This is a genomic window from Chengkuizengella sediminis (assembly GCF_010078385.1).
In the GTDB taxonomy this organism is placed as follows: domain Bacteria; phylum Bacillota; class Bacilli; order Paenibacillales; family KCTC-33759; genus Chengkuizengella; species Chengkuizengella sediminis.
On the sequence record NZ_SIJC01000002.1, the window covers coordinates 212,859 to 233,425 of the forward strand.

Annotated in this window: 23 protein-coding genes; 22 read left to right on the forward strand and 1 reads right to left on the reverse strand. The window is 33.8% G+C overall.

Going from position 1 to position 20,567, the window contains the following annotated elements; genetic code table 11:
- Positions 1-63 precede the first annotated feature (63 nt).
- The 22 genes from EPK97_RS05520 to EPK97_RS05625 all read left to right on the forward strand — a co-directional run bounded on the left by EPK97_RS05520 (position 64) and on the right by EPK97_RS05625 (position 20,101).
- Complete coding sequence (locus tag EPK97_RS05520; RefSeq protein WP_162035612.1) at positions 64-480, forward strand: Asp23/Gls24 family envelope stress response protein; 417 nt, start codon at positions 64-66, stop codon at positions 478-480.
- 122 nt (positions 481-602) lie between these two features.
- Positions 603-1,136 (forward strand): alkaline shock response membrane anchor protein AmaP, encoded by a 534-nt coding sequence (amaP, locus tag EPK97_RS05525; RefSeq protein ID WP_170295465.1) that lies wholly within the window; start codon positions 603-605, stop codon positions 1,134-1,136.
- A 14-nt stretch (positions 1,137-1,150) separates the two neighbouring features.
- A complete protein-coding gene (locus EPK97_RS05530) occupies positions 1,151-1,378 on the forward strand; it encodes a DUF2273 domain-containing protein (protein WP_162035613.1) in 228 nt (75 codons plus the stop codon).
- Between the two features lie 137 nt (positions 1,379-1,515).
- Positions 1,516-1,974, forward strand: a complete 459-nt coding sequence (nusB, locus tag EPK97_RS05535) for a transcription antitermination factor NusB (protein ID WP_162035614.1) — start codon at positions 1,516-1,518, stop codon at positions 1,972-1,974.
- Positions 1,975-2,010: 36 nt separating this feature from the next.
- Positions 2,011-2,859 (forward strand): bifunctional methylenetetrahydrofolate dehydrogenase/methenyltetrahydrofolate cyclohydrolase FolD, encoded by an 849-nt coding sequence (folD, locus tag EPK97_RS05540; RefSeq protein ID WP_162035615.1) that lies wholly within the window; start codon positions 2,011-2,013, stop codon positions 2,857-2,859.
- 30 nt (positions 2,860-2,889) lie between these two features.
- The gene (xseA, locus tag EPK97_RS05545; RefSeq protein ID WP_162035616.1) at positions 2,890-4,239 is read left to right on the forward strand and encodes an exodeoxyribonuclease VII large subunit; all 1,350 of its coding nucleotides are present in this window, start codon (positions 2,890-2,892) and stop codon (positions 4,237-4,239) included.
- Positions 4,236-4,487: an exodeoxyribonuclease VII small subunit gene (xseB, locus tag EPK97_RS05550; RefSeq protein WP_162035933.1), complete on the forward strand. Its 252-nt coding sequence runs from the start codon at positions 4,236-4,238 to the stop codon at positions 4,485-4,487. The genes xseA and xseB overlap by 4 nt, the downstream gene beginning before the upstream one ends.
- A gap of 2 nt (positions 4,488-4,489) precedes the next feature.
- On the forward strand, positions 4,490-5,386 hold the full coding sequence (locus EPK97_RS05555) for a polyprenyl synthetase family protein (RefSeq protein WP_162035934.1): 897 nt from the start codon (positions 4,490-4,492) through the stop codon (positions 5,384-5,386).
- Positions 5,387-6,322: 936 nt separating this feature from the next.
- Positions 6,323-6,949, forward strand: a complete 627-nt coding sequence (locus EPK97_RS05560) for a hypothetical protein (RefSeq protein ID WP_162035617.1) — start codon at positions 6,323-6,325, stop codon at positions 6,947-6,949.
- Positions 6,930-8,828, forward strand: coding sequence for a 1-deoxy-D-xylulose-5-phosphate synthase (gene dxs / locus EPK97_RS05565; RefSeq protein ID WP_162035618.1), 1,899 nt, complete (start codon positions 6,930-6,932; stop codon positions 8,826-8,828). Before EPK97_RS05560 ends, dxs begins: the two co-directional genes overlap by 20 nt.
- Before the next feature lie 76 nt (positions 8,829-8,904).
- Complete coding sequence (locus EPK97_RS05570; protein ID WP_162035619.1) at positions 8,905-9,738, forward strand: TlyA family RNA methyltransferase; 834 nt, start codon at positions 8,905-8,907, stop codon at positions 9,736-9,738.
- Positions 9,739-9,888: 150 nt separating this feature from the next.
- A complete protein-coding gene (locus EPK97_RS05575) occupies positions 9,889-10,335 on the forward strand; it encodes a hypothetical protein (protein ID WP_162035620.1) in 447 nt (148 codons plus the stop codon).
- Between the two features lie 48 nt (positions 10,336-10,383).
- A complete protein-coding gene (gene ahrC, locus EPK97_RS05580) occupies positions 10,384-10,833 on the forward strand; it encodes a transcriptional regulator AhrC/ArgR (protein ID WP_160643733.1) in 450 nt (149 codons plus the stop codon).
- 261 nt (positions 10,834-11,094) lie between these two features.
- Positions 11,095-12,804 carry a DNA repair protein RecN gene (recN, locus tag EPK97_RS05585; protein ID WP_162035621.1) on the forward strand — a complete coding sequence of 570 codons (1,710 nt, stop codon included), beginning with the start codon at positions 11,095-11,097 and terminating at the stop codon, positions 12,802-12,804.
- A gap of 85 nt (positions 12,805-12,889) precedes the next feature.
- A complete protein-coding gene (gene spoIVB, locus EPK97_RS05590; protein WP_240903705.1) occupies positions 12,890-14,212 on the forward strand; it encodes a SpoIVB peptidase in 1,323 nt (440 codons plus the stop codon).
- 248 nt (positions 14,213-14,460) lie between these two features.
- Positions 14,461-15,267, forward strand: a complete 807-nt coding sequence (gene spo0A / locus EPK97_RS05595; RefSeq protein ID WP_162035623.1) for a sporulation transcription factor Spo0A — start codon at positions 14,461-14,463, stop codon at positions 15,265-15,267.
- Between the two features lie 219 nt (positions 15,268-15,486).
- Positions 15,487-16,173, forward strand: a complete 687-nt coding sequence (locus tag EPK97_RS05600) for a CsxC family protein (RefSeq protein WP_162035624.1) — start codon at positions 15,487-15,489, stop codon at positions 16,171-16,173.
- A gap of 179 nt (positions 16,174-16,352) precedes the next feature.
- Positions 16,353-16,730 carry a cupredoxin domain-containing protein gene (locus tag EPK97_RS05605; RefSeq protein WP_162035625.1) on the forward strand — a complete coding sequence of 126 codons (378 nt, stop codon included), beginning with the start codon at positions 16,353-16,355 and terminating at the stop codon, positions 16,728-16,730.
- Positions 16,731-16,888: 158 nt separating this feature from the next.
- The gene (steA, locus tag EPK97_RS05610; RefSeq protein WP_205690233.1) at positions 16,889-18,037 is read left to right on the forward strand and encodes a putative cytokinetic ring protein SteA; all 1,149 of its coding nucleotides are present in this window, start codon (positions 16,889-16,891) and stop codon (positions 18,035-18,037) included.
- 12 nt (positions 18,038-18,049) lie between these two features.
- A complete protein-coding gene (locus tag EPK97_RS05615) occupies positions 18,050-18,622 on the forward strand; it encodes a copper transporter (protein WP_162035626.1) in 573 nt (190 codons plus the stop codon).
- A complete protein-coding gene (locus tag EPK97_RS05620) occupies positions 18,582-19,277 on the forward strand; it encodes a glycosyltransferase family 2 protein (RefSeq protein ID WP_162035627.1) in 696 nt (231 codons plus the stop codon). Before EPK97_RS05615 ends, EPK97_RS05620 begins: the two co-directional genes overlap by 41 nt.
- The gene (locus EPK97_RS05625; protein WP_162035628.1) at positions 19,271-20,101 is read left to right on the forward strand and encodes an MraY family glycosyltransferase; all 831 of its coding nucleotides are present in this window, start codon (positions 19,271-19,273) and stop codon (positions 20,099-20,101) included. The genes EPK97_RS05620 and EPK97_RS05625 overlap by 7 nt, the downstream gene beginning before the upstream one ends.
- Before the next feature lie 150 nt (positions 20,102-20,251).
- Here the strand turns inward: EPK97_RS05625 and EPK97_RS05630 are convergent, their stop codons facing one another.
- Positions 20,252-20,524, reverse strand: a complete 273-nt coding sequence (locus EPK97_RS05630; RefSeq protein WP_162035629.1) for a DUF2627 domain-containing protein — start codon at positions 20,522-20,524, stop codon at positions 20,252-20,254.
- Between the last annotated feature and the right edge of the window lie 43 nt (positions 20,525-20,567).

The window sequence follows — 20,567 nt, forward strand, 5'->3', positions numbered from 1 at the left end:
GTCTTAGGAGATAATATAAATTTTATTTGAAAAATTACGCGTGAATTTAAGGAGGTAATGTTGATGAATACAGTCGCACTTGATTATGAGAAGACTGAAATGGGACATATTCAAATTGCACCTGAGGTCGTAGAAGTCATTGCTGGTTTGGCAACAGTTGAGATTGAAGGTGTAGCAGGTATGAGCGGTGGTTTTGCAGGTGGAATCGCAGAGCTTCTTGGAAGGAAAAATCTATCAAAGGGTGTAAAGGTAGAGGTTGGTGAAAAAGAAGCAGCGGTTGATGTATCTATTATTGTTGAATATGGATTTAGAATACCAGATGTTTCTCAAGAAATTCAACAAAACGTAAAAAATGCAATTGAATCTATGACTGGACTTCAGGTTGTAGAAGTGAATGTACATATTCATGATGTGCACATTACTCAGGAAGAAAAAGTGAAAAATGAGATTGAAGAAATTAAAACACAACGCGTAAAATAATTTCAATTATTATAGATGACAATATAACCCCCTCACATTAGCAGGGGGTTTCATTTTAAGGAAAATACATAGTAATGCGTGTTCAAAAAGTTCAGTTACATGAGAGAGGAGTTTGATCTATCTTGAAAATCTTAGATCGATTATTATTGTTTCTATATAGTGTTTTTGTTACTGTAGTTTCTTTAGCTGTTTTAATACAAGTGATTCAAACAGGTGATATTATCGTTCCTTCTCTTAATGATACGCAACAAATCATATTATATTCAACAGTTGCTGTTGTTGTACTCATTAGCATACGCTTTTTATATATTACTTTACGTTCCAATCGTTCTTCCAAACCTAGTATAGATCAAAGAAACGATTATGGTGATATAAAAATTTCAATGGAGACGATAGAGCAGGTTGCATTAAAAGCTGCTGCTAGAGTTAAAGGAATTAAGGATACAAAAGCGAAAATTACTGCAAACCAATCAGGAATTGAAGTGAAAATAAAAACGTATGTTGATGGTGAAACTGCTATTCCAAAACTAACAGAAGAAATCCAACAAAATGTGAATGATTATATTGAAGATGTAACAGGAATTCCTGTTTCTAATGTATCTGTTTTAGTAGTCAATATTTTTCAATCAAATACTTTTAAAAGTAGAGTAGAATAAAGGGGGAGCTCCCGATGTGGAAAGATTTATGGGAACGACACCCAGGAAAATTGATTGGGCCTATTATTGGAGTTTTTTTTGGAATCATATATTTAATTGTAGGTTTTTGGGATACATTGATGTTTGTTCTTATTGTTTTTATAGGTTTTTATATCGGTAGAAAAGTGGATTTAAAAGAAAGATCAGAAATTTTTACGAAAATAAAATTACAATTCTCAAGATTTTTAGATCGTTATCGATAAATGCAACCTCTAGATTTAAATCCCTATAAGTAATTATGGGGCTTTTTGTTTGTTGTTTGAACAAAAAACGTATACTATAGTATAGAGATCTAGAAATACATACATCAATAGATTGAGCTATCGAATGGAGGAACAAAATGAAACGAAGACAGGCACGGGAAATCATTATTCAATGTTTGTACCAAATGGAACTAAACGAAGTAACTTCAACTTCAGCAATTGATTCCATTATTACAGAACAGGACGATGTGGAAAATGAGGGTATCAATAATATAAATCCTGAAGACTTACAATTCATCCAACAGTTAATAGATGGTACATTTCAGAAAAAAACAAACATAGATTTTCTCATTAATGATTATTTAAAAGGCTGGAAAATAGAACGACTCTCTAGAGTAGACATCCAAATACTTCGATTAGCTCTTTATGAAATGTTTTATTTAAACGATACACCACCAAAAGTGGTTGTAAATGAAGCGATTGAGCTATCAAAGTATTTCGGAACTGAAGAATCGGGTAAATTTATAAATGGGGTATTAGGTAAAATGATCAAAGAAGTTGAAGTTATAAAGGCAAAAATAGAATCTTTTAATTGAAGAATAAAATATAAGTTTATAAAAGGGAGAAAAACCATGACTGCAAAATTGATTAGTGGAACAGATTTATCCAAAATCATTCGTGAAGAATTGAAAAGTGAAGTTGAGTTGCTGAAATCAAAGAATGTACATCCTGGTTTGGCTGTTGTTTTAGTAGGTGATGATCCTGCTTCTGAAGTTTATGTGGGTCGAAAAGCCAAAGCTTGTGACCAACTAGGGATATATTCTGAAGTACATAAACTACCTGAAACAACTACTGAGAAGGAGTTAGTACTACTTATTCGCAAGTTAAATGTACATACAGATATTCATGGAATATTAGTTCAGCTTCCATTACCGAAACATATCTCCGAAAAAGCAGTTATTGATGCCATTGCTGTGGAAAAAGATGTGGATGGTTTTCATCCTATCAACGTAGGAAATTTATTGATTGGTGATGACAGTTTATTACCTTGTACTCCTGCTGGAGTAATTGAAATGATAAAAAGAGAAGGAATTGAAATTGCAGGTAAACATGCTGTAGTGATAGGAAGGAGTAATATTGTAGGAAAACCGGTTTCTATGTTACTCCTTAGGGAAAATGCAACTGTGAGTATATGTCATTCAAAAACGTCGGACATTGCAACAATAGCAAAACAAGCAGATATTTTGATTGTAGCAACGGGAATTCCTAAAATGATTGGGCCTGATTGTATTAAAGAAGGTGCTGTAGTGATTGATGTTGGTATTAATCGAATGGACAACGGAAAGCTTTGTGGTGACGTTGATTTTGATAAGGTGAAGGACGTAGCAGGGTACATTACACCGGTTCCTGGTGGTGTAGGACCGATGACGATTACCATGTTAATTAAAAACACACTAGAAGCAGCATCTAAATCAGCATAAAGAAAAGTAATATGAGAAGATGGTGTCATTATGAAAGATAATCAGGTGGTTTACTCAGTAAAAGAATTAACTAGAGTTATTAAAAATAAATTGGAGTTTGAACCCGCATTACAAAACATTTGGGTACGTGGTGAGATTTCAAACTTTATACATCATTCAAGTGGTCATATGTACTTTACTTTAAAGGATAAAAACAGTAGAGTAAAGTGCGTCATGTTTGCCTCTCAAAATCAAAGGATCCCTTTTATTCCAAGGAATGGAACGAAAGTGTTAGCTAGGGGTAATATATCCTTGTATGAGAGAGATGGACAGTATCAATTATATGTTAATCAAATGCAACCTGATGGAATAGGCAGCTTATATCTTGCTTTTGAGCAATTAAAACAAAAGCTCGAAAAGGAAGGGTTGTTTTTAACTAATAAGAAAAAAAAACTTCCTAGTTATGCAAAAACAGTCGGTGTTGTAACATCACCTACTGGTGCTGCAGTAAGAGATATTGTGACAACAATTCAACGTCGAAATCCTATGGTATCTATCCTTTTATATCCTGTTTCGGTTCAAGGTAAAAATGCGATACCCTCCATTAAAAAAGGGATCGAAGTATTAAATACATATGAAGAAGTGGAAGTCATTATAGTAGGTCGAGGTGGAGGCTCCCTCGAAGAATTGTGGGCATTTAATGAAGAAGTTGTTGCAAGAAGTATTTCTGAATCAAATATTCCTATCATTTCAGCAGTAGGGCATGAAACGGATTATACAATATCTGATTTTGTTGCAGATGTACGTGCTGCTACACCAACAGCTGCTGCAGAGTTAGCGGTTCCTCATCAATTAGAAATTAAAAATAATTTGGAGCATTTAAAACAAAGGTTAAACCAAGCGATATATTATCATCTTCAAAAAAAGGCAGAAAAGTTAGAACGATTGAAACGATCTTCTTATTTACGCTCTCCTCAAAAACAATTGGTACAACCAACTGAACGTTTGGATCGTTTGAAAGATCAACTGGTTTTTAATATGTTAAATCAAATACGATACACTAGGGGGAAGCTGTCTAAGGTTGAAGCAGGGCTTTCCACTTTAAATTTAAAAAATAAGCTTGATTACTCTAATCAACGTTTGAAAAATATTCAACATCGTTTGGATCATGTAGTCAAAGGATATATAAAAAATCAAAAACTAAAACTTTCTTCTAATGTCCGTCAATTAGATGCATTAAGTCCCTTAAAGGTTATGCATAGAGGTTATAGTTTAGTATATAACGAAGATGGAGAAATCGTTAAAACTGTTGAACAAATTCAAACAGATCAAATGATTAAAGTGAAATTAACAGATGGAAATTTAGATTGTCAGGTTAAAACGGTGGAGGAGGAGACATAATGGAAGATAAGAAGCTAAATTTTGAGGAAGCAATGGAAAATCTTGAAAAAGTTGTTAACGCATTAGAGAGTGAAGATGTACCATTAGAAAAAGCGATTGACTTATTTCAAGAGGGAGTAAAGCTCTCTAGTTACTGTAGTCAAAAGTTAGAACAAGTGGAGCAAAAAATCGAGATGTTAATTAGTGAGGATGGGCAAAAAAAAGCCTTTCATCCTTTGAATGATGATAATCAAGGTGATATGGATTGAAATTGAATACAATTACAGAATTCATTAATTATTATGGACAAGAAGTTGAAAAAGAATTAAAGCATATTTTCCCAAAAAATTGGTACATTCCTAAACGTTTAGAGGAAGCGATGAGTTATTCCTTGTTTGCTGGGGGTAAGAGAATGCGTCCTATATTAATAATTGCTGCATTAGAAGCTCTTAACGGACCTATACCCTCTGGTTTACCAGTAGCTGCAGCTATTGAGATGATTCATACTTATTCGCTTATTCATGATGATTTGCCTTCAATGGATGATGATGATTATCGACGTGGGAAATTAACTAATCATAAAGTTTATGGCGAAGCTATGGCAATATTAGCGGGTGATGCATTGTTAACTCATGCTTTTTACGTAATATCCAACTCTCTACGGATGAAAGAGCTACCTGCTGAACAAATTCTAAAATTAGTTGAAGAATTATCATCCTATGCTGGACCAAGAGGTATGGTAGGTGGTCAAGTGGATGATATGGATGGAGAACAGGGGATTACAAATATTCATCAATTGGAGCAAATTCACATCCATAAAACGGGTGATTTAATCGTATTTTCTCTACGTGCAGGAGGTCATATTGCCGGAGCCAATAATGATCAGTTAAAAGCCTTAGCGAGTTTTGGTTATAAAATCGGCCTAGCATTTCAAATTCAAGATGATATTTTAGATATTATCGGAGATGAGCAAAAGTTAGGTAAACCTATTTTAAGTGATGAGAATGCGAATAAAGTAACTTATCCTTATTTAATCGGATTAGATGCATGTGTTGAAAAAGTAAAAGAATTAACTGAAGAAGCTAAACAAGATATCATAGATGCAAATTTTCCGAATCCGAATCGTTTACTTGAAATAGCAGATTTTCTAATGCAGCGAGAACACTGACAAAACAAGTGTTTTCTTTATTAATGAACAGTATCACTAATGAAGTATTCGGCTACCTCTTTAAGAGGCACTAATAAGAGCTTTTGTTCCTCTTTGAAATGTAATAAGCATTGAATGGTAAATTTGGAATGACATTTCATTGAGCTATACTTTTTTCATATGCTATAATATATATTGTAATTAACTGAGTGGTGCAGTATTCTAGTCAGCCAGGCATTTCTGAAGGCGGGCCTAAAAATTCGCCAAAGGGCACATCAATGAAGTTTCTGGTGTTGGCTTCAGAAGCCCAGTCTGGGGTTGATGCTGGAAGTTAAGGTTGTTGGGCGATCCACAATGGCATGTGGGCGTTGACCCGGCTTCCGCGGAGGCCCAAGTTCGTGGTTAGGCGACACCGTGCGAATAGCTACGGCTTGGGGTATGAACCTGTACTTGCGAGTCTAACTTGTTCTTATAGTCTTATATTGATTATAAAATATAGAGTGACTTGTATGCAGCGTAGCCTGCCTTGAGTGAACTAGTGGAATTATAGATGGTAGGCGTTTATTTTTTCAGGCCAAAAAAATAAATGCTGGATGCTATATGAAATCTACTTTGCAAAAGAGGCTAAGAAATGAATTATGGTTGTTGAGGAAAACTCCTAGACTGTTCAGTTACAAGAGACTTTCTGAGGATTATAGTGTGGACTAAGTGGTAATCTAGTCAGATGTTCGGTGACGACATCAATGTAAGCATAAAGGGAAACCGCCTTTTACGGCAACGAAAAGGTGTCTTGCATGGGAAAACCAACTGGACCTAAGCCGCAGCGTTTACTCATGAAGTTACCACTCTTATTACAATTTGATAATTTTTATTACGAGGAAATAAAATCTACTTCGATAACATCTTCGAAAGGTCACCAATAGGTGATTTTCTTTCTTTAGGGAGCTTTAATGATTAATGAAAAAATTTTCATATAGAAGTTCAATAAGATGGAGTATTGCAATCTCCATTGTTACATTTATATTTGCTTGTATTTTTTCAATTGCAGCCACTGCGATTTTAGAAGGGGTTTCGTGGGCATTAGGAATGCTAACCGTTTTTATTATTATACTCATTGGTATATTTTTCGATATGATTGGATTAGCCTCAGCTGCTGCAATAGAAACACCGTTTCATGCCATGGCATCAGAAAAAATAAAAGGGGCCAAACAAGGAATCCGAATTGTAAGAAATGCAGATCGGTTTTCTAGTTTTTGCAACGATGTGATTGGTGATATGTCTGGAGTTATCAGTGGAGTAGCAAGTGGTCTAGTTATTTTAAAACTTATTGGCAGCGCAAATGCGAATCCACTTTTACATACAATGGTAACCGTAGTTTTTGCTGGAGTCGTTTCGGCTTTAACAGTCGGAGGAAAGGCAATGGGAAAATCCATTGCGATTCATTTTTCAACGCAACTTATTCTTTATGTAGGAAAAATATTTTATTTCCTTGAGCATCAGTTAGGCATCATTATTTTTAATGGGAAAAAGAATAAGTCGAATCACGGAAAGAGAGGAAAAAAACGTGGAACTCGATCAAATTAATCATCCCAATGATATAAAAAATATCTCTATAAATGAACTGGAAGATTTAGCTCAGCAAATAAGAGAGTTTTTAATTCAAAAACTTTCTCTTACAGGAGGTCATCTTGCACCAAACTTAGGTGTGGTGGAATTAACGCTTGTATTACATCACCTGTTTGAAAGTCCAAAGGATAAACTCATCTTTGATGTAGGTCATCAATCCTATGTGCATAAAATTTTAACAGGCAGGAAAGATGAGTTTGATACACTTAGACAATATAAAGGTTTATGTGGGTATATTAAACGTTCTGAAAGTGAACATGATGTTTGGGAAGCAGGACATAGCAGCACTTCATTATCTGCTGCGATGGGTATGGCCTTGGCACGTGATTTAAAAGGAGAAAAGAACAATGTCATTGCTTTAATTGGAGATGGTGCAATGACTGGAGGTATGGCTCTAGAGGCTTTAAATCATATAGGGCATGAGAAGAAAAAAATGATTGTTGTTTTGAATGATAACGAGATGTCTATAGCCCCAAATGTAGGAGCGATTCATAACTATCTAAGCAAAATCCGAGCAGACAAGCATTATTTAAAAGCGAAAGAAGAAGCTCAACAATTACTTAAAAAAATACCAAAAGTAGGCGGTACATTAGCTAAATCTGTGGAGCGTCTAAAGGACAGTATGAAATATTTAATTGTTTCGGGTGTTTTATTTGAGGAATTGGGCTTTAATTATATAGGTCCCATAGATGGACATAATATTGAACTGCTATTGCAAGCTTTTAAACAAGCAGATAAAATTGATGGTCCTGTTCTTGTACATGTTGTGACTGTAAAAGGAAAGGGTTATTCGCCTGCGGAAATTGATTCTCATAAATGGCATGGGGTAGGTCCATATAAATTAGAATCTGATCAGGATGAAAAGCAAAAAAAAGCACAAACAGTACCTAGTTATTCAAACGTATTCTCTAAAGCTTTAATCGATTTAGCTAAAGAAGATGAACGAATTGTAGGAGTGACTGCCGCAATGCCTAGCGGGACCACTTTAAATAAATTTGCTCATCATTTTCCTGACCGAATGATTGATGTAGGTATTGCAGAACAGCATGCAACAACCATGAGTGCGGGATTAGCTGATTTAGGTATGAAGCCTGTTTTTGCAGTATATTCCACGTTTTTACAAAGAGCGTACGATCAACTTGTTCATGATGTATGCAGGCAAAATTTGAATGTCGTTTTTGCTATTGACCGTGCTGGATTAGTCGGTGATGACGGGGAGACACACCAGGGGGCATATGACTTAGCTTATCTAAATCATATTCCAAATATCGTTATTATGGTACCAAAGGATGAGAATGAACTTCAGCATATGGTGAAAACTGCAATAGATTATAATGAGGGACCTATTGCATTCCGTTATCCACGAGGATCAGGTTTTGGTGTGGAAATGGATAAAGAGAAAAAAGCTTTGCCGATTGGTTCTTGGGAAGTAGTTAGAGACGGTGATCAAGTTTCTGTTTTAGCTGTAGGACCTATGGTAAAACTAGCAGAAGAAGCAGCTGATGAATTAGCTAAAGAAAATATCCAATTAGAGGTCATCAATGCACGGTTTGTGAAACCTTTAGATCATTCCATGCTTCAAGACTTGGCAAATGATAATAAAGCATTGATTACTTTAGAGGAAGGTTCCATCAAGGGTGGACTTGGAAGTGCTATTCTTGAATTTTATGCAGAAGAAGAAATTTATCATATGAGGATTAAACAAATGGGTTACCCAGATTATTTTGTCGAACACGGCAGTGTCAAATATCAACGTAAGGAAATCGGATTAACAGTTGAAAACATCATTGAAAAAGTAAAACATCTATGTAATCAAAAAAGTGAAGTAAACACATAACCATCAACAACAAATATGGAATCTGGACACATTTAACCAGAATCTCAATTAACTTCTTTAAGAATCTAGGTGTATTATGCAAGCAGATAAAGAACGGATTGATATTTTATTAACTGAATTAGGACATTTCGATAGCAGAGAGAAGGCAAAAGCAGCTATTATGGCAGGTCTTGTTTTTGTAAATGAAGAGCGGGTTGAAAAAGCAGGTACTAAGATACCAAGAAATACTACCCAAATTCGAATAAAAGGAAATTTGCACCCCTACGTAAGTAGAGGAGGTTTAAAACTTGAAAAAGCAATTCATGCTTTTAATCTCCACTTGGAAGGTAGTGTAGCTTTAGATATTGGAGCATCAACGGGTGGGTTTACTGATTGCGCACTGCAAAATGGGGCATCATACGTATATGCGATTGATGTAGGTTATAATCAACTTGATTGGTCCCTACGTAAATCTTCTCAAGTAAAAGTAATGGAACGTACTAATTTTCGATATGTTAAAAAAGAGGACTTACAAGGTCCAACACCAACTTTTGCTTCTATAGATGTTAGTTTTATTTCATTACGTTTGATTTTACCAACATTAAAGGAAATATTAGATGAAAAGGGAACAATCGTAGCACTTGTGAAACCTCAGTTTGAAGCAGGACGTGATAAAGTCGGGAAATCAGGAGTTATCAAGGACCCTCAAATTCATAGAGAGGTATTAATCACTGTATTAGAAATGGCTCAACAATTAGGTTTATATTTACAAGGTTTAACTTATTCACCCATTAAAGGCGGAGAAGGAAACATAGAATTTTTAGCATGTTGGAATACTTCTAATGAATTGAATAAGACTATCGTGCAATCTGATCACTTCTCAAAATTAATTGATGAAGTTCTTAATCAAGCTAAAGAATTATCGAATTAAAGATCACCGGTAGGTGGTTTTTATTTCACATTATATGTAAAGGCTTACATTATTGATGATGTCCAATATATTTCATCTCAAGGATGAAATTCTGTTAATTATGGCAGGAAATTGATGTCTTATCTCGAATATTAATTTCGAGGTGATATGATGCCATATGAAAAGGATTTATTGGTATTATTACTCATTGTTATTAGTGTATTAGTTTGGTTCTTCTTTCTGATCAGGAAATGGTTCAAAACAGCAATGAGATCCAATATCCCACTTCATGAGGCTAGTGAGCCAAAAGGAAAGGCGATTTCCATTCTAGAAAGATATGGTTACGATGTAATTGCGGGAAAACTAGTCGTACCTATTCAAATTAATATCGATGGGTCAGATCTTTCAAGCCGATTTTATATTGATTATATAGCTACAAAAGATAATGAAGATTATATTGTAATACTTGCAAAACATCGTCATAATGTAAATTGGAAAGCAGGGAGCTCAATTAGAGATCATTTATTTAATTATGCGATCTTATACGACAAGATTAAGGGTATTATCTACGTAGACTTATCAAATAATACCATTAAAAAAGTAGTTTTCCAGTGGTAAAAAGTCAAGTGAAATTAATATAAATTTACTTAATTTTAGGAGGAAGTTATGAAAGGACAAAGATTGATAAAGATTAGAGAATTAATTACAAATCATGACATAGAAACACAGGAGGAATTAGTATCCTCCTTAAAAGAAGCTGGCTTTAACGTAACTCAAGCAACAGTATCTAGAGATATTAAGGAGCTTCATCTCATTAAAGTTCCTTTAAACGATGGTAGATATAAATATGCAATCCCTGTGGAGAAAAAGTTTAATCCGATTCATAAATTAAAAAGATCATTAGTTGATAATTTTCTTCATATCGATGCTGCAGATAATTTATTAGTTATGAAATGTCTACCTGGAACTGCGAATGCAATCGGTTCTTTATTAGACAATTTAGAATGGAATGAAATACTTGGCTGTATTTGTGGAGATGACACGATCCTTATTATTTGTAGAACGAAGGAGCAGAGTATAGAAGTTAAGGATAAACTTATTGCTATGCTGCCTTAAATGTAGATTTTTAAAATAATATCAGTATATTCAAATATTGTAATATTCATAACTTACTTATATCTCATCAGTTCTTTTAAAGGGAACATATGTATGGTACAATGTATTCAAACAAACGTTCGTATCATTAGATAACAGAACAAGATGGGAGGTAAGTTTGTCAAAACTGATTTTAATATGAATCTAAAATACTTTATTTCTTTTAACAATCATCCTAAGTTTCTATTCGTTGATATATTCGTTTTGACAAAGTAGATAATTATGCTAATTGAATGCTCTATTCGTAACTTGGCTATAATAGAAGAAGCAAACATCCAATTTCTAAATGGATTCCATGTTTTCACAGGTGAAACAGGTGCTGGAAAATCAATGATTATTGATGCATTAAGTTTGATTATTGGTGGTAGAGGATCATCTGAATTTGTTAGACATGGATCTCAAAAAGCAGAGATTGAATGTTTATTTCACTTGGAGAAAGATCATCCAGTAATAAATGTACTTATAAAATTTGGAATAGAAATTGATGAAACTGAAAACTTAATCATTCGAAGGGAAATTACAACTCAAGGAAAAAGTACATCAAGAGTAAACGGCGTATTAGTCAATTTATCTATGTTACGTGAAATAGGGGAATGTTTAATCAATATCCACGGGCAGCATGAACACCAATCATTATTAAATGTTGATCAACATTTATTGTGGTTGGATTTATTTGGTGATGAAAAAATTAAGAATTTAAAAACTAAATATCAATCTATCTATAAGAGATACACAATGGTTCAAACTGATTTGAGACAACTAGAAGAATCGGACAAGCAACTTTTACAAATGAAAGATCTATATTCTTTTCAAATTGACGAAATTGAAAAAGCACAGTTAAAAATGGGAGAAGATGAATTTTTAACTGTAGAAAAGCACAAACTAGCTAATGCAGAGAAAATGTATGATGGAATAAATAAAGCATATCAGCTCCTATTTGGAACAGAACAAACATTAGATTCTATAGGAAAAGCTGTTTCAAATATTGAGCATATATCTCACTATGATCAGAAAGTGTTACAACCTTTATTAGAACAAATACAATCTGCATATTATCAGATTGAGGATTCATCATTTGGTTTAAGGGAATATCGGGAAAATATAGAGTTTAACCCGTCTCGTCTTGATGAAATTGAACAAAGACTTGCTTTGATAGCATCCCTAAAAAGGAAGTATGGAGAAAATCTCGAAGAAATTTTGAATTATGTGGAGAAAATAAAATCTGATCTTGAGCAAATGGAAAATAAAGATGTTAAAATTCAGGAGCTCGAAGAAGAAAAAGAAATTATTTTAAATGAGTTGAGGAAATCAGCTAAACAATTGTCAGACAAAAGAAGAAAAATATCAAATCAATTGTCAAAAAAAATTGAATTAGAACTATGTGATTTACAGATGGAGAAGACCAAGTTTGATGTACATATGTCTAATGATATGAGTCATTTTACTAAAGAAGGATGGGATCATATTGAGTTTATGATTTCACCAAATCCAGGAGAACCATTAAGACCACTACATAAAATAGCTTCTGGTGGAGAAATGTCTCGTATTATGCTTGCTTTAAAAACCATTTTTTCTAAAATGGATCGGATACCAGTATTAATATTTGATGAAGTAGATACAGGAGTAAGTGGACGGGCTGCTCAAGCAATAGCAGAAAAAATGTCAATGTTGTCAAAGGAATGTCAGGTGTTTTCCATTACTCATTTACCACAAGTTGCCTGTATGGCAGATGCACATTATCTAATTCGTAAGTCCATTGAAAACGATAGAACCTTTACCCATGTAAGTCATTTACATGAAGAACATCGAATTAATGAAATGGCACGAATGCTTGGTGGTGTTGAAGTGACAAAAACAACGGAACATCATGCCAAAGAAATGCTTGTCATGGCCGATAAGAAAAAGGAACAGAGGAATCATTTACAATTATAAAAGAACGGCGTGGAGGATAACTTATAGGTACGCAATTGGCGATACCCTATTCGTCAAGCGAAGGAGGATAAGGGAGTGTGATTTTTTGTTCGTAAAAAGATTGATTGGACTTCTGCTCGTTTTCTTCATTTGTATCTTTGGTTTATCTTCTCCATTTCAAAGTTATGCATCATTTCCGACTGAATTAAGGTTATTTTCTGGTCAAGGAAAGCAGCTGGATTTTACGATGCCTGTTCATGCTCAGCTCACTGTTCAAGACCCAACTGTTTTAAAAGTTAATGGGCAATCTAAACCTTCGTTTCAGTTGGATTTAAATGAACCCATTTCCATACAGTCAAATGAGATTGGACACACTGAAATGCAGTTGAAATTATTTGGTAAGATCCCTTTTAAAAAAGTAAGTGTAAATATTATGCCTGATTTAAAGGTTATTCCAGGCGGACAAACAATTGGGGTAAAGTTGAAATCTGATGGGGTTTTAGTTGTAGGACACCACCTCGTATCATCATCTGAGGAGAATAAAATTTCTCCAGGAGAAAAAGCAAAGGTAAAATTAGGAGATTTAATAACCGAAATCAATCAACAAAAAATTACTAAAGTAAGTAAAGTTTCTGATTTTGTGAATGATGCTGGCAAAAAAGGACAAGCAATAAATTTAACTTTATTAAGAAACGGAAAAGAACTTAATGTAAAGTTAAAACCTGTTTTTGATGTAGAGGATAATAAATATCGATTAGGACTATACATTCGTGATTCAGCTGCGGGTGTAGGAACCCTTACATTTTATTCCTCTGATTTAAAAAAATATGGAGCATTAGGACATACGATTACAGATATGGATACAAATACTCCAATCGTTGTAGGTGAAGGCGAAATTGTACACTCTAAAGTCACATCGATTTCTAAAAGTAAAAACGGTATACCAGGTGAAAAAAGAGCTATATTATCAAATCAAGGTAAAGTATTAGGAGATATTATTAAAAACACACCATTTGGAATCTTTGGAAATATGGGTGAGTTGCCCGATCACGGTAAAATTAAAAAAGCACTGCCTGTAGCATTTGCTGAAGAAATAAAAAAAGGACCTGCTCAAATTTTAACCGTTGTAGATGGTCAAAAAGTTGAAGCATTTGATATTGAAATCAAACATATTGCTGAACAAAATGCACCAGCTACAAAAGGAATGATCATTAAAATTACCGATCCACGTTTAATTGAAAAAACAGGTGGGATTGTACAAGGAATGAGTGGTAGTCCAATTATTCAAGATGGGAAAATTGTAGGTGCTGTTACTCACGTTTTTGTAAATGATCCAACCTCTGGGTATGGGTGTTTTATTGAATGGATGTTAAAAGATGCAGATATTATGGAAAATATAAACAAAAATAATGAAGGTTCTGCTGCTTAGTACTATTGAATAAAATAAGAAGCATTTAAAAGCATAAATTAAAGATGATTTATCTCAAAAGTTAGCGCCCTTAAAGGGCGCATTTTTTAAAGATTAAAAAAGAAATTCGATGATATCATCAAAAAAGTGAGTTTTATCAGATTTTTGTTCTATATTTCCAACAAAAAAATTTTTTTCGACAGAAGGAATTTGATTTGTCATGTCGAAATGATAGTTATGGCAAATATTTCTTTTGAGGAGGATCTTTCGTGCAACAAAAAATTCAAGTGTTATTAGCAGATGACAACAGAGAATTTACAAATTTACTTTCAGAATATATTTCTGAACAGGAAGATATGGAAGTGATGGGGATTGCGTTTCATGGTGAAGAAGTTATCGACTTAATTGAACAAGGAAAAACTCCGGATGTTCTTATCGTTGATATCATAATGCCTCATTTAGACGGTTTAGGGGTATTAGAGAAACTTCGAGAATTAAATATATCACCACAACCAAAAATCATAATGCTCACCGCTTTTGGGCAAGAGAATATTACACAAAAAGCAGTTCAACTAGGTGCTTCTTACTACATATTAAAGCCATTTGATTTTGATGTGTTATCAAATCGAATTAGACAATTAGTCAATCATTCATCTGTTGTTTCATCTCGAAGTTCACTATCATCTTCTTCAAAACAAAATATTGTTCCTATTGCAAAAACGAAAAATCTGGATGCCAATATCACTTCCATTATTCATGAAATTGGTGTACCAGCTCACATTAAAGGGTATCAATATTTACGTGAAGCGATCACAATGGTATATAAAAACATAGAGATATTAGGTTCAATAACTAAAACATTATACCCTGCAATAGCAGAAAAATATAAAACAACACCAAGCCGTGTAGAACGTGCTATAAGACATGCAATTGAAGTAGCATGGACAAGAGGTAATATAGACTCCATCAGCCTTCTATTCGGTTACACAGTGAATATCAGCAAGTCTAAACCTACGAATAGTGAATTTATCGCAATGGTGGCGGATAAGCTAAGGATTGAACATAAAGTTTCTTGAAAAGAATGAGAAATAAATTATAGAAACCGTTATTTATTTGATTTTTAAATCCGATAAATAACGGTTTCTTTATGGACTTTTATTGTGAAATTATACCTAATTATACTATAGCCTATTTTTTAATTTATTTTTAATTCCATGGCAAACAACCAATCAATTTATTATCTTCAGAATACAATATCTTAGTACCACTATTTAATTATGGAAGGAGAAGAAGATATGGGTGCCAAAGTAACCCCAATTTTATGTGATTGTACTTCTCAATCTCAATCTTTATGCCCTGATAAAATAAAAGTGGATGTCGTTGTAGGAGAATTGAGCTTGCAAATTGATTTAGAGGCAGATATAGAGTTGGATACTCCAGCAATTGATATAAAGGATATTGATAAGAAAGTTGTTCTTGAACAATGTGAATTTGTCTCAGTAAATATCAGTTCGTCAAAATGTGATTGTGGTGTAGTGAATGGGAAAGTTTTTTTAGGCGGCTATGTTAGAAAAAACATTAGATATTCTACTGTAGACTATGCACATGATGATGGAGTTTGTGGTGGGATTAGGCACTGTACAGTAAATGTTCCATTTCATTGTGTAGTTCCAGTTGAGGATTCAAATGTTAGCATGTCGCATACGGAAAAAGGCACCATGGATTTTCATGGTCGTAAGTTTCAAGAGTTTAATCAAACCATTTCTGAACCTTATAATGAACCTGTTGAATGTTGTATAGATAATGTTACATTTAACGAAAAGGATTTGTTCAGAAATCAGGTGCCATTATCCTATGGTCCTAAAACAGAAAAATCATTTTGTGTCATTAGGGAAAAAATGGTTATCCTGTTGGATTTAACTTTAATTCAAAAACGAAAAGTAGAATCATGTTTAATTATTTCTCCTAGCGCAAGTTGTTAGTTTAAAAAGCAAATAATGAATTTAAAAAATAAATCGTCTTTTTAAACAAAATGAGATGGTTTATTTTTGTTCATAAAAAATTCATATTTAATTCACAGTGTTGACATAAAAGGGATTTGTTTAAGATAATACAATATGTAAAATAATAATATAGATCAAAATTTTAGGGGGATTCAGAAATGCACAAGTGGATCATGGTTTCACTGTTTGTCATAGCTAGTGTGTTAGGAATTGTTGTTACATTCGATGCTATCGGACAACATGAAACTGGAGAAGAAGTTGAAGAAGAAAATGCTTTAGTCTTTAAAGCAAAAAACTGGAGTTTCGATGAAGAAGAATATATCGTTGAAAAGGGCCAAACATTAAAGTTGTCTATGAAAAATTTACCAAATGAAGGAAAACACCAAGTTAAAATCGAGGGGCTAGGAATTGAATTGTTACCTGGTGAAGAACCTGTTGAAGTTACTTTTGATGAAGCTGGAACTTACACTGTTGTGTGTAGTATCCTTTGTGGGGAAGGACATGAAACAATGGCTTCCACAATTATAGTACAGTAATGAATTAAATAATACAAAAAAGAGCACAAAAAATCCGTGATACATGTATTACGGTTTTTTTGTGCTCTTTTTTGTTTTGGATAAAATGGTGTGTATAAATTTCACCCCATTATTAAATAATAAAACTTGGAACAGAGATAAATGAGGAGTGTTTTAAAGTGAAGCTATGGAACCAACTAAACAAGAAGGACTTCCTCTCTCTACAAGGTACTGTTCAAGTTGATGAAATTACAAAACATCTGCTCATGACCATTAAACCTAAACAAATCGCAGTTATTAAACATCAAGATATTGATGAAATTGCAGCAAGGGACATAGTTCGATGTAAAGTGAAAGCGGTTATTAATGCTGGTGAAACAATGACTGGCAGTTATCCAACAAAAGGTCCGCTTATTTTATTAAATGCCGGTATACCCATTTTAGAAATAGACAACGTTTTTTTTGAGAAATTTTCAGACAATCAATTCGTAAAAATTAATTCATCTCACATTCTTGTTAAGGGTATTCAAATTCCTTTTGTTATGTTTACTGAAGACAAGTATGAACAATTAATTCAAATCAGTTATAAAAATTTGCCAAGTAATTTAAATAGTTTTATTGACAACACACTACAGTATGCTCAGAAAGAGAAGGGTTTTGTAGTTCAACCTCTGAAAATCCCAAAGTTGAAAACATCAGTTAAAAATAGACCTGTGGTTATTGTAGTTAGGGGAAAAGACTACAGAAACGATCTTCTAGCAATTAAAGATTTTGTAGAAGATATGAAACCTGTATTGATTGGAGTTGACGGTGGGGCTGATGCTTTGTTGGAGCATGGTTATCACCCTCATCTTGTCATTGGTGATATGGATAGCATCTCAAATCATGCTCTTTTATCTGGATCAGAAATTATCGTTCATGCTTATCCTAATGGGAATGCTCCTGGGCTTGAAAGAATTCAATCTCTAGGATTAGAAGCAAAAAAGATTTCAGCAGCAGGAACTAGTGAAGATATAGCCATGTTGTTAGCTTATGAGAAGAAGGCTGAAATGATCATAACGTTGGGTGCACATTCACATATGATTGATTTTTTAGAAAAAGGGAGAAAGGGAATGTCCAGTACTTTACTTGTCAGAATGAAAATAGGTGACAAATTAATTGATGCAAAGGGTGTAAGCAAGTTATATCAACGAAATGTAAAATTCAGAAGTATGTGGCCTCTTCCATTAGCAGCACTTTTCCCTATTGTAATTATGGCATATGTTCATCCTGGAGTTAGAGACATTGTTCATATGTTCTGGATTTATATTAAACTATCCGTTTTCTAGGTGGTGTAATGAATGGTTTCAAGTCGATATTATATTATTACGATCATTTCCATTTTCCTTGCTTTAGGAATTGGAATATTGATTGGCAGTACATTAGGTCAACAATGGATTCATCATACAGAAGAAAGCATAGCTGAAAGATTTATGGAGAAGTATGAATCACAGTTGTCTATCAACCAAGAACTACAAAAACAAGTTGGTTCGTTACAACTGTTGAATCAAAAAACGATCCCTATTTTTCAACATAAAAAAATGATGTGGATGAGCTCTGAAGATGTCAATAAAGATATGCTCGCTTTTGCAATTCAATCAGTGGGTGGCGAGTGGCTTGAGGCCCCTATGAAGGAAACACCAGATCTTATTATGGTTTCTGAAGAACAACAATTTGAATTGATAACTAATCAAATGAAAGATTGGAATTCGTTAAATAAACAATCAAACCCTATTATCATTCAAGTTAGTTCTAATGTATTACCTTTTGATGAGCCCCAGAAAATTGTTAATTTCATGATGTATATTAAAAAAATAATGGAGGAAGAAACACATGCAGCCATCGGTGTCTATAATTATCCCAGCTTGGAATGAAGCCGACAATATAGCAGATACTTTACTTTCTTTACATGATCTAAGAAATTGTGAAGGAAAAGATAAATGGAATGAGATCATCGTTGTAGATGATGGAAGTGAAGATCATACTTTTGAACAGGCTGAAAAATGGGCGGACTTAATCATAAGACATCCTAAAAATTTAGGAAAAGGTGCATCATTAGATTACGGATGGAGAAAAGCGAAAAATGAAATTATTGTGTTTTTAGATGCTGATTTAGGTAAAACAGCATCTTTGACTTCAAAGTTAGTAGCACCGATTATTAACGCTGAAATGGACATGGCGATCGCACGTTTCCCAAAGGTAAATAAAAAAGCAGGATTTGGATTTGTTAAAAAACTAGCGGTCAATGGGATATATTGGTTAAGTGGTTATAAAACAGCAGCACCTTTGTCCGGTCAAAGGGCGATGCGGAAAAGTTTGTTGGAGTCGATATCTTTGTCTGATGGGTTTGGGATTGAGGTAGGTTTAACGATAGATGCGGTTAAAAAAGGTTTTCAATTATGCGAGGTAGATATCGCATATAAACATCGAGAAACTGGTAGAGATTGGGCAGGGTTTAAACATAGAGGTAAACAATTTATATCAGTCTCAAGAACCTTATATCACAAATGGCGTGACCCTGTATGTTAACACAAGTGGTGTTTTTTACTATTATGATGATGTGTATCGGAGTTCTTCTCTTACAGGTTGTCATAAAATATTTAGTAAACCATCATATTGTTGCAAAAAATTATCTTCAACAAGAAATTCCAATCGGTTTAGGTATGTATTTGTGGTTATTTCTCATCATATATTACTCCTCTTTTCAATGGATCATCCCAACATACGAAATAAAGCAAACCTTACTTCGTGAATACATTGTCATATTGACAATTTTATTTATTGTGGGATGGCTAGATGACCAAGTAGGTGATTCTGAAGTAAAGGGTTTTAAAGGGCATTTAATGAAACTCATGAAGGAAAGGAGGTTAACTACAGGTTTACTCAAGGCTTTATCAACAGGGGTACTTACTGTTTGGGTTTTAATTATTTTAGAACACCATCCATTATTAGAAGTGCTTCAGTTTTTCATTCTTACTTTAATGACTAACGGGGTTAATTTGTTGGATCTAAGACCTGGAAGAGCGATAAAGTTCTTTTTGTTATTATCAAGTGTAATATTTTTGATTAGCAGCTTATTAAATATCTTTATTTATCTGCTCCCTGTAGTAATTGCTGTATTATTATTGTTGCCAAAAGATATTCAGGGAAAAGTTATGCTTGGTGATTCTGGATCTAATTTATTAGGGTTTGTGTTAGGGTTTTGTTTCATTATAATGACGCCATGGTGGACTCAAATTTCCGTTTTTATATTGTTAGTTTATATGCACTGGATTTCAGAACAAAGTTCCATTACTCAATGGATTCAAACTAAACCCTTTATTCATTGGATTGATCAGTGGGGGAGAGTGTAATATATACCCACAAAAGTGATGAAAAGCTTCGTGGCGTATACCTGGTACTTTTGCGGGGCCCAAATCTCGCCCCGAAAATGAAGAGACATTTTCGATGAAGTTTCCAAGTTCAAGGATGAACTTGTGCCGGAATTGTCATTTTCTTATCTATTATTCTTTTTTTTGTTTGAATCTAGGTGCTACATAGTTTCGTTTCTGATCTCTGAAAAAAATCCAACCACCTATGAATCCAACGCCTATAGAAAAACAGAGAATTCCAATCATTAGTTTTCCCCATTGGATTTGATTCTCAACTTCTGTATTTCCGACTGTCACGATATAATCATATATTGAATTTTTTATTTCTAAAAAACCATATGTGGCTAAAAATCCGGGAATCACTAATAGTAAAATAGCTATAAAACGAGAGATCATTAATTTCATTTTTCGTGCCTCTTTCAAATTGACATCATATCAGTAAATAGTT

Coding starts and splice junctions, on each gene's coding strand:
- folD (WP_162035615.1), top strand. CDS start 2,011: ATGACTGCAAAATTGATTAGTGGAACAGATTTATCCAAAATCATTCGT.
- EPK97_RS05570 (WP_162035619.1), top strand. CDS start 8,905: ATGCAAGCAGATAAAGAACGGATTGATATTTTATTAACTGAATTAGGA.
- EPK97_RS05630 (WP_162035629.1), bottom strand. CDS start 20,524: ATGAAATTAATGATCTCTCGTTTTATAGCTATTTTACTATTAGTGATT.
- EPK97_RS05625 (WP_162035628.1), top strand. CDS start 19,271: ATGTTAACACAAGTGGTGTTTTTTACTATTATGATGATGTGTATCGGA.
- EPK97_RS05605 (WP_162035625.1), top strand. CDS start 16,353: ATGCACAAGTGGATCATGGTTTCACTGTTTGTCATAGCTAGTGTGTTA.
- EPK97_RS05600 (WP_162035624.1), top strand. CDS start 15,487: ATGGGTGCCAAAGTAACCCCAATTTTATGTGATTGTACTTCTCAATCT.
- EPK97_RS05575 (WP_162035620.1), top strand. CDS start 9,889: ATGCCATATGAAAAGGATTTATTGGTATTATTACTCATTGTTATTAGT.
- EPK97_RS05530 (WP_162035613.1), top strand. CDS start 1,151: ATGTGGAAAGATTTATGGGAACGACACCCAGGAAAATTGATTGGGCCT.
- recN (WP_162035621.1), top strand. CDS start 11,095: ATGCTAATTGAATGCTCTATTCGTAACTTGGCTATAATAGAAGAAGCA.
- EPK97_RS05620 (WP_162035627.1), top strand. CDS start 18,582: ATGCAGCCATCGGTGTCTATAATTATCCCAGCTTGGAATGAAGCCGAC.
- nusB (WP_162035614.1), top strand. CDS start 1,516: ATGAAACGAAGACAGGCACGGGAAATCATTATTCAATGTTTGTACCAA.
- EPK97_RS05615 (WP_162035626.1), top strand. CDS start 18,050: ATGGTTTCAAGTCGATATTATATTATTACGATCATTTCCATTTTCCTT.
- xseA (WP_162035616.1), top strand. CDS start 2,890: ATGAAAGATAATCAGGTGGTTTACTCAGTAAAAGAATTAACTAGAGTT.
- EPK97_RS05560 (WP_162035617.1), top strand. CDS start 6,323: ATGAAAAAATTTTCATATAGAAGTTCAATAAGATGGAGTATTGCAATC.
- EPK97_RS05520 (WP_162035612.1), top strand. CDS start 64: ATGAATACAGTCGCACTTGATTATGAGAAGACTGAAATGGGACATATT.
- ahrC (WP_160643733.1), top strand. CDS start 10,384: ATGAAAGGACAAAGATTGATAAAGATTAGAGAATTAATTACAAATCAT.